The 9,832-nt window shown below is 51.8% G+C and carries 7 protein-coding genes and 1 pseudogene; 7 read left to right on the top strand and 1 reads right to left on the bottom strand.

The window, feature by feature from the left end; genetic code table 11:
- The 3 genes and pseudogenes from yieE to cirA form a co-directional block, all read left to right on the top strand.
- On the top strand, window positions 1-858 hold an 858-nt coding region (gene yieE / locus ACUU1M_RS16535; RefSeq protein ID WP_170994933.1), incomplete at its 5' end, for a DNA-binding transcriptional regulator YeiE.
- A 205-nt stretch (window positions 859-1,063) separates the two neighbouring features.
- Window positions 1,064-2,533 (top strand): lysine-specific permease, encoded by a 1,470-nt coding sequence (lysP, locus tag ACUU1M_RS16530; RefSeq protein WP_000534384.1) that lies wholly within the window; start codon window positions 1,064-1,066, stop codon window positions 2,531-2,533.
- A 291-nt stretch (window positions 2,534-2,824) separates the two neighbouring features.
- Window positions 2,825-4,816, top strand: a pseudogene (gene cirA, locus ACUU1M_RS16525) (catecholate siderophore receptor CirA).
- A 31-nt stretch (window positions 4,817-4,847) separates the two neighbouring features.
- On the opposite strand, the gene yeiG reads toward cirA, so the two are convergent.
- On the bottom strand, window positions 4,848-5,684 hold the full coding sequence (gene yeiG, locus ACUU1M_RS16520; RefSeq protein ID WP_152028950.1) for an S-formylglutathione hydrolase: 837 nt from the start codon (window positions 5,682-5,684) through the stop codon (window positions 4,848-4,850).
- Window positions 5,685-5,941: 257 nt separating this feature from the next.
- Here yeiG and folE point away from each other — a divergent pair, with 257 nt between their 5' ends.
- The 4 genes from folE to ACUU1M_RS16500 form a co-directional block, all read left to right on the top strand.
- A complete protein-coding gene (gene folE / locus ACUU1M_RS16515; protein WP_001139613.1) occupies window positions 5,942-6,610 on the top strand; it encodes a GTP cyclohydrolase I FolE in 669 nt (222 codons plus the stop codon).
- A gap of 16 nt (window positions 6,611-6,626) precedes the next feature.
- On the top strand, window positions 6,627-7,784 hold the full coding sequence (gene yeiB / locus ACUU1M_RS16510) for a DUF418 domain-containing protein YeiB (RefSeq protein WP_000440872.1): 1,158 nt from the start codon (window positions 6,627-6,629) through the stop codon (window positions 7,782-7,784).
- Between the two features lie 141 nt (window positions 7,785-7,925).
- A complete protein-coding gene (gene galS / locus ACUU1M_RS16505) occupies window positions 7,926-8,966 on the top strand; it encodes an HTH-type transcriptional regulator GalS (protein ID WP_000628652.1) in 1,041 nt (346 codons plus the stop codon).
- Window positions 8,967-9,245: 279 nt separating this feature from the next.
- On the top strand, window positions 9,246-9,832 hold a 587-nt coding region (locus ACUU1M_RS16500), incomplete at its 3' end, for a substrate-binding domain-containing protein (protein ID WP_042774557.1).

The raw sequence follows: 9,832 nt of genomic DNA, 5'->3' as shown, positions 1-9,832 counted from the left end.
GAAGTTTTTGCAGAAGTATTGAAAAGTGGATCAACCACCCAGGCGTCGGTGATGCTGGCGTTGTCGCAATCAGCAGTGAGCGCAGCCTTGACTGACCTGGAAGGGCAGCTTGGCGTTCAACTGTTTGATCGCGTGGGGAAAAGACTGGTTGTTAATGAACACGGGCGGCTGCTCTATCCGCGAGCGTTGGCACTGCTTGAACAGGCGGTTGAAATCGAACAACTGTTTCGCGAAGACAACGGCGCGATTCGTATCTATGCCAGTAGTACCATCGGTAACTACATTCTGCCTGCAGTTATCGCCCGTTATCGCCATGATTATCCGCAGTTGCCGATTGAACTTAGCGTTGGGAACAGCCAGGACGTGATGCAAGCGGTGCTGGATTTCCGCGTTGATATTGGCTTTATTGAAGGACCGTGCCACAGCACTGAAATCATTTCTGAACCGTGGCTGGAAGACGAGCTGGTGGTTTTCGCCGCGCCGACTTCGCCGTTGGCTCGTGGTCCGGTCACCTTAGAACAGCTGGCCGCTGCGCCGTGGATCCTGCGTGAACGCGGTTCCGGCACGCGGGAGATTGTCGATTATCTGTTGCTGTCACATTTACCGAAGTTTGAGATGGCGATGGAATTAGGTAACTCCGAGGCAATCAAACATGCGGTGCGTCATGGGTTGGGAATTAGTTGCCTGTCGCGACGTGTGATTGAAGATCAATTGCAGGCAGGCACATTAAGTGAAGTTGCGGTCCCTCTGCCGCGCCTGATGCGTACGTTGTGGCGTATACATCATCGGCAAAAACACCTTTCCAACGCGCTACGGCGCTTTCTGGACTATTGCGATCCCGCAAATGTGCCGCGTTAAGTTGCTGTACAAGAACATGCTGGTGCTGTGTCGATTTCGTGACGCAGCGCCTTCAGCATGCATTCGCCAGAAAAGAGATTGGCTGCTTTACTTATAATCCCTGGGCGATCATGAAGGTGTCTTATAACCGTGTATTTCTGCCGGAAGGATTGCCAATCGTCTGCTACAATCGCGCCATCATTTTTAAGATGGATAGCATTTTTGTATGGGTTCCGAAACTAAAACTACAGAAGCGCCGGGCTTACGCCGTGAATTAAAGGCGCGTCACCTGACGATGATTGCCATTGGCGGTTCCATCGGTACAGGTCTTTTTGTTGCCTCTGGCGCAACGATTTCTCAGGCAGGTCCGGGCGGGGCATTGCTCTCGTATATGCTGATTGGCCTGATGGTTTACTTCCTGATGACCAGTCTCGGTGAATTGGCTGCATATATGCCGGTTTCCGGTTCGTTTGCCACTTACGGTCAGAACTATGTTGAAGAAGGCTTTGGCTTCGCGCTGGGCTGGAACTACTGGTACAACTGGGCGGTGACTATTGCCGTTGACCTGGTTGCAGCACAGCTGGTCATGAGCTGGTGGTTCCCGGATACACCGGGCTGGATCTGGAGTGCGTTGTTCCTCGGCGTTATCTTCCTGTTGAACTACATCTCTGTTCGCGGCTTTGGTGAAGCGGAATACTGGTTCTCACTGATCAAAGTCACGACAGTTATTGTCTTTATCATCGTTGGCGTGCTGATGATTATCGGTATCTTCAAAGGCGCGCAGCCTGCGGGCTGGAGCAACTGGACAATCGGCGAAGCGCCGTTTGCTGGTGGTTTTGCGGCGATGATCGGCGTAGCTATGATTGTCGGCTTCTCTTTCCAGGGAACCGAGCTGATCGGTATTGCTGCAGGCGAGTCCGAAGATCCGGCGAAAAACATTCCACGCGCGGTACGTCAGGTATTCTGGCGAATCCTGTTGTTCTATGTGTTCGCGATCCTGATTATCAGCCTGATTATTCCGTATACCGATCCGAGCCTGCTGCGTAACGATGTTAAAGACATCAGCGTCAGTCCGTTCACCCTGGTGTTCCAGCACGCGGGTCTGCTCTCTGCGGCGGCGGTGATGAACGCAGTTATTCTGACGGCGGTGCTGTCAGCAGGTAACTCCGGTATGTATGCGTCTACTCGTATGCTGTACACCCTGGCGTGTGACGGTAAAGCGCCGCGCATTTTCGCTAAATTGTCGCGTGGTGGCGTGCCGCGTAATGCGCTGTATGCGACGACGGTGATTGCCGGTTTGTGCTTCCTGACCTCCATGTTTGGCAACCAGACGGTATACCTGTGGCTGCTGAACACCTCCGGGATGACGGGTTTTATCGCCTGGCTGGGGATTGCCATTAGCCACTATCGCTTCCGTCGCGGTTACGTATTGCAGGGACACGACATTAACGATCTGCCGTACCGTTCAGGTTTCTTCCCACTGGGGCCGATCTTCGCATTCATTCTGTGTCTGATTATCACTTTGGGCCAGAACTACGAAGCGTTCCTGAAAGATACCATTGACTGGGGCGGCGTAGCGGCAACGTATATTGGTATCCCGCTGTTCCTGATTATTTGGTTCGGCTACAAGCTGATTAAAGGAACTCACTTCGTACGCTACAGCGAAATGAAGTTCCCGCAGAACGATAAGAAATAAGTTTCCTCCCTTCCTTGCTAAGCCCTCTCAACCGAGAGGGCTTTTTCAATTCTATTTCCCTGACAAATCATGCGGATATAAAAATTAACATTTGGATTGATAATTGTTATCGTTTGTATTATCGTTGCGACGCAATCAAAAAAGGCTGACAAATCAGAGGCTGTTCCGGCTTTCTGGGATGATCACCTGCATACAAATAAGTCCACCGCGATGCTGCCGTACGCAAGGGGACGTAAAGAAGATGTGAGCGATACCCATTTTATTTTCGTAGTTACCTCATGGAGATATGGAATGTTTAGGTTGAACCCTTTCGTACGGGTCGGGCTGTGTTTGTCCGCTATTTCTTGTGCATGGCCTGTGTTAGCGGTCGATGATGATGGCGAAACGATGGTTGTCACTGCATCTTCCGTGGAACAAAATCTTAAAGATGCACCCGCCAGTATCAGCGTCATTACCCAGGAAGACCTGCAGCGAAAACCGGTATAGAATCTGAAGGATGTCCTCAAAGACGTGCCTGGCGTACAACTGACGAACGAAGGGGATAACCGTAAGGGCGTTAGTATTCGTGGTCTGGACAGCAGCTACACCCTGATTCTTGTCGACGGTAAACGCGTTAACTCCCGCAATGCCGTCTTCCGCCACAATGATTTCGATCTGAACTGGATCCCGGTCGATTCCATCGAACGTATTGAAGTGGTTCGTGGCCCGATGTCGTCGCTATACGGCTCCGATGCGCTCGGCGGTGTAGTGAATATCATCACCAAAAAAATCGGTCAGAAATGGTCGGGTACCGTTACCGTCGATACCACCATTCAGGAACATCGCGATCGCGGTGATACCTATAACGGTCAGTTCTTTACCAGTGGACCATTAATTGATGGTGTGCTGGGAATGAAAGCTTACGGCAGCCTGGCAAAACGTGAAAAGGATGACCCGCAAAACTCAACGACCACCGATACCGGAGAAACGCCGCGTATTGAAGGATTCTCCAGCCGCGACGGCAATGTCGAATTTGCCTGGACACCGAATCAAAATCACGATTTTACTGCCGGATACGGTTTCGACCGTCAGGATCGTGATTCCGACTCGCTGGACAAAAACCGCCTGGAACGCCAGAACTACTGCGTCAGCCATAATGGGCGTTGGGATTACGGCACCAGCGAACTGAAATACTACGGTGAGAAAGTCGAGAACAAAAACCCTGGCAACAGCAGCCCGATAACTTCCGAAAGCAATACGGTCGACGGCAAATACAAGTTGCCACTGACGGCGATTAATCAGTTTCTCACGGTTGGCGGTGAATGGCGTCACGACAAACTTAGCGATGCGGTGAACCTGACCGGGGGAACCAGCTCCAAAACGTCTGCCAGCCAGTACGCGCTGTTTGTGGAAGATGAATGGCGGATCTTCGAGCCGCTGGCGCTGACGACCGGCGTGCGTATGGACGATCATGAAACCTACGGTGAACACTGGAGTCCGCGTGCCTACCTGGTTTATAACGCCACCGACACCGTAACGGTGAAAGGGGGCTGGGCGACGGCATTTAAAGCCCCTTCTCTGTTGCAACTTAGCCCTGACTGGACGAGCAATTCCTGCCGTGGCGCATGTAAGATTGTGGGTAGCACGGATCTGAAACCAGAAACCAGCGAAAGTTGGGAGCTGGGGCTTTACTACATGGGTGAAGAAGGCTGGCTGGAAGGGGGTGAATCCAGCGTTATCGTTTTCCGTAACGATGTGAAAGATCGTATCAGCATCAGCCGTACGTCTGACGTCAACGCTGCACCGGGCTACCAAAACTTTGTTGGTTTTGAGACGGGCGCTAACGGACGGCGCATACCGGTATTTAGCTACTACAACGTTAACAAAGCTCGTATTCAGGGCGTGGAAACCGAACTGAAAATTCCGTTCAACGATGAATGGAAACTGTCGATCAACTACACCTACAACGATGGTCGTGATGTCAGCAACGGCGAAAACAAACCGCTATCCGATCTGCCGTTCCATACTGCTAACGGTACGCTGGACTGGAAACCGCTGGCGCTGGAAGACTGGTCATTCTATGTTTCTGGTCACTATACCGGGCAGAAACGCGCCGACAGCGCGACGGCTAAAACACCGGGCGGTTATACCATCTGGAATACCGGCGCGGCCTGGCAGGTGACTAAAGACGTCAAACTGCGCGCAGGCGTGCTGAACCTTGGCGACAAGGATCTCAGTCGTGACGACTACAGCTATAACGAAGACGGACGTCGTTACTTTATGGCAGTGGATTATCGCTTCTGATGAGAAGATGCCCGGCGAACCGGGCGGACTTTCACTTCAGTAAATACTGCGCATGGAAGCGCAGGTGATCCTCTATAAAAGAGGCGATGAAGTAGTAACTGTGATCATATCCCGGCTGAATACGCAGCGTCATCGGCCACGCTTTCTGGCGCGCGGCTTCTGCCAATACCGCAGGTTGCAACTGGTCGGCAAGAAACTGATCATTATCGCCCTGATCGATAAGCGTCGGGATCGCATCCTGCGCGTTACTGGCATACATCAGCGCGCAACTATCCCATTCCAGCCATGCATTTTTGTCCTCACCTAAATAGGTGCTAAACGCTTTGATTCCCCACGGGACGCTGCACGGATTCACAATGGGCGCAAAGGCCGAAACGCTGGTGTATTTACCCGGATTTTTCAGCGCCATAATCAGCGCACCGTGACCACCCATTGAGTGACCGCTAATGGCGCAGCGGTCGCTGACATTAAATTGCGACTGAACCAGCGCCGGTAATTCATCGCGCAGATAATCATACATCCGGTAATGCGTCGCCCACGGCGGTTGCGTGGCATTAAGATAAAAGCCTGCGCCTTGGCCTAAATCGTAGCCATCGTCGTTGGCAACCTTTTCGCCGCGCGGGCTGGTGTCTGGCATCACCAGTACAATCCCCAGTTCCGCCGCTACCCGCTGGGCACCCGCCTTGGTGGTGAAGTTCTCGTCATTGCAGGTTAATCCGGAAAGCCAGTACAGCACTGGTGGCGGGATGTGATCACGAGGGGGTGGGAGAAAGATACTGAACGTCATCGGGCAGTTTAAGGTACTGGAGTCGTGTCGCCAGCGTTGCTGCCAGCCTTCAAAACAGCGGTGCTCTTCGAGCATTTCCATGCGTGGCTCCTTGTTGTGTTGTTTGCAATTTCTTCATCATACCGTTTATTCAATGTGCTGTGAGTAACTTTCACTTCCGTATTTGCATAACGATGTTTTAACATCTGCTGATGAAAGGCAGCGGCAATTACAATAATTATCGCTGTGAATACTGGATTATGTGCGCCGCCTCACGCACAATAATCAAGCTGTAAATCAGCTTAATAACTTTGCCCCCACGCAGGGCGGAGGCGTCACACCTGCAGGAGAAATCATAAATGCCATCACTCAGTAAAGAAGCGGCCCTGGTTCATGAAGCGTTAGTTGCGAGAGGACTGGAAACACCGCTGCGCCCGCCCGTGCATGAAATGGATAACGAAACGCGCAAAAGCCTTATTGCTGGTCATATGACCGAAATCATGCAGCTGCTGAATCTCGACCTGGCTGATGACAGTTTGATGGAAACGCCGCATCGCATCGCTAAAATGTATGTCGATGAAATTTTCTCCGGTCTGGATTACGCCAATTTCCCGAAAATCACCCTCATTGAAAACAAAATGAAGGTCGATGAAATGGTCACCGTGCGCGATATCACTCTGACCAGTACCTGTGAACACCATTTTGTTACCATCGATGGCAAAGCGACGGTGGCTTATATCCCGAAAGATTCGGTGATCGGTCTGTCAAAAATTAACCGTATCGTGCAGTTCTTTGCCCAGCGTCCGCAGGTGCAGGAACGTCTGACGCAGCAAATTCTTATTGCGCTACAAACGCTGCTGGGCACCAATAACGTGGCCGTCTCGATCGACGCGGTGCATTACTGCGTGAAGGCGCGTGGCATCCGCGATGCAACCAGTGCCACGACAACGACCTCTCTTGGTGGATTGTTCAAATCCAGTCAGAATACGCGCCACGAGTTTCTGCGCGCTGTGCGCCATCACAACTGATTAAAAGGCAGGAACCATGGAGCGCAACGTCACGCTCGATTTTGTTCGCGGCGTCGCCATTCTGGGGATCCTGCTATTAAACATCAGCGCCTTTGGGCTACCAAAGGCGGCTTATCTCAATCCCGCCTGGTACGATGCTATTACGCCGCAGGATGCATGGACCTGGGCATTTCTCGATCTCATCGGCCAGGTGAAATTCCTCACGCTTTTTGCGCTGCTGTTTGGTGCTGGCCTGCAAATGTTGCTGCCCCGTGGCAGACGCTGGATCCAGTCGCGGTTAACGCTGTTAGTCTTGTTGGGCTTTATTCACGGTTTATTGTTCTGGGACGGCGATATTCTGCTGGCTTACGGGCTGGTGGGCTTAATCTGCTGGCGGCTGGTGCGCGATGCGCCATCGGTAAAAAGCCTGTTTAATACCGGCGTCATGCTTTATCTGGTGGGGCTTGGCGTTTTGCTGTTATTGGGGCTGATTTCCGACAGCCAGAGCAGCCGCGCCTGGACGCCGGATGCATCGGCTATTTTGTATGAAAAATACTGGAAGCTTCACGGCGGCGTTGAAGCGATCAGTAATCGTGCCGATGGTGTTGGCAACAGTTTACTGGCACTGGGCGCACAGTATGGCTGGCAACTGGCAGGGATGATGCTCATTGGTGCGGCGCTGATGCGCAGCGGCTGGCTGAAAGGGCAGTTCAGCTTACGTCACTATCGTCGTACTGGTTTTGTGCTGGTGGCGATTGGGGTGACCATTAACCTTCCTGCCATCGCCCTGCAATGGCAGCTGGACTGGGCGTATCGCTGGTGTGCCTTCTTACTTCAAATGCCGCGGGAACTGAGTGCGCCGTTTCAGGCGATTGGCTATGCGTCGCTGTTTTATGGCTTCTGGCCGCAATTGAGCCGCTTTAAGCTGGTGCTTGCGATCGCCTGCGTCGGACGGATGGCGCTGACCAACTATCTATTGCAAACGCTGATTTGTACCACGCTTTTTTACCACCTCGGTTTGTTTATGCATTTTGACCACCTGGAGCTGCTGGCGTTTGTTATTCCGGTATGGCTGGCGAATATCCTCTTCTCTGTTATCTGGCTGCGTTACTTCCGCCAGGGGCCGGTGGAATGGCTCTGGCGTCAGTTAACTTTGCGTGCTGCCGGACCGGCAATATCTAAAACATCAAGATAACGATCTGGATCACATTCGTTAACAAAACGGCTGTAACCGTTTCCATTGCTGTGACTCGATTCACGAAGTCCTGTATTCAGTGCTGACAAAATAGCCGCCAGCAAGCAGTCATTTACTGCAATCTCATAACAGGTAGTGAATATGATCACCATTCGTGATGTAGCGCGTCAGGCTGGCGTCTCTGTGGCAACGGTTTCCCGGGTGCTCAATAACAGCACGCTGGTCAGTGCCGACACGCGTGAAGCAGTAATGAAAGCCGTGAGTGAGCTGGATTATCGGCCAAACGCCAATGCCCAGGCGCTGGCAACTCAGGTTAGCGACACCATTGGCGTGGTGGTGATGGACGTTTCTGATGCGTTTTTCGGCGCGCTGGTAAAAGCGGTGGATCTGGTCGCCCAGCAGCATCAGAAATACGTGCTAATCGGCAATAGCTATCATGAAGCGGAAAAAGAGCGTCACGCCATTGAGGTGTTAATTCGCCAGCGTTGTAATGCGTTGATTGTTCACTCAAAAGCATTGAGTGACGATGAACTGGCACAATTTATGGATAACATTCCCGGTATGGTGTTAATCAACCGCGTTGTGCCGGGGTACGCCCATCGTTGCGTTTGCCTGGATAATCTCAGCGGTGCCCGAATGGCGACGCGCATGTTGCTGAATAACGGTCATCAACGTATTGGTTATCTTTCTTCCAGCCACGGCATTGAAGATGACGCCATGCGTAAAGCAGGCTGGATGAGTGCGTTGAAAGAGCAGGATATTATTCCGCCGGAAAGCTGGATTGGCACTGGTACGCCGGACATGCCGGGCGGTGAGGCGGCGATGGTTGAACTGCTGGGGCGCCATCTACAACTTACCGCTGTATTTGCTTATAACGACAATATGGCCGCTGGCGCACTGACAGCATTAAAAGATAATGGCATTGCGATTCCGTTACATCTCTCAATCATCGGTTTCGATGATATTCCCATCGCCCGTTACACCGACCCGCAATTAACGACCGTGCGTTATCCCATTGCTTCAATGGCTAAATTAGCCACCGAACTGGCCTTGCAGGGGGCAGCAGGCAATATTGATCCTCGTGCCAGCCACTGTTTTATGCCGACGTTAGTGCGTCGCCATTCTGTCGCAACGCGCCAGAATGCGGCGGCGATCACTAACTCAACAAATCAGGCGATGTAACCGCTTTCAATCTGTGAGTGATTTCACAGTATCTTAACAATGTGATAGCTATGATTGCACCGTTTTAACGTTGTAACCCGTATGTAACAGTGAATAATCACTTTCACCGAGGTAATAGCGTCATAACAACAATTAAAGCCGTTTTCTGGAGCGTTACCGGGCATGGAAGAACGAATTTTAAAAAGTGAGCTTCGGCGTTCAGTAACACTTCATTAACTCTACTGCCCCGCCGAGCATTTATCTCAAGCACTACCCTGCATAAGAAAAACCGGAGATACCATGAATAAGAAGGTGTTAACCCTGTCTGCTGTGATGGCCAGCATGTTATTCGGTGCCGCTGCACACGCTGCTGATACTCGCATTGGTGTAACAATCTATAAGTACGACGATAACTTTATGTCTGTAGTGCGCAAGGCTATTGAGCAAGATGCGAAAGCCGCGCCAGATGTTCAGCTGCTGATGAATGATGCTCAGAATGACCAGTCCAAGCAGAACGATCAGATCGACGTATTGCTGGCGAAAGGGGTGAAGGCACTGGCAATCAACCTGGTTGACCCGGCAGCTGCGGGTACGGTGATTGAGAAAGCGCGTGGGCAAAACGTGCCGGTGGTTTTCTTCAACAAAGAACCGTCTCGTAAGGCGCTGGATAGCTACGACAAAGCCTACTACGTTGGCACTGACTCCAAAGAGTCCGGCATTATTCAGGGCGATTTGATTGCTAAACACTGGGCGGCGAATCAGGGTTGGGATCTGAACAAAGACGGTCAGATTCAGTTCGTACTGCTGAAAGGTGAACCGGGCCATCCGGATGCAGAAGCACGTACCACTTACGTGATTAAAGAATTGAACGATAAAGGCATCAAAAC

The sequence above is a fragment of the Shigella sp. SIG6 genome (assembly GCF_053555815.1).
Note: the sequence above shows the minus strand (reverse complement) of the source record. Positions and strands in the feature narration are given on the sequence as shown.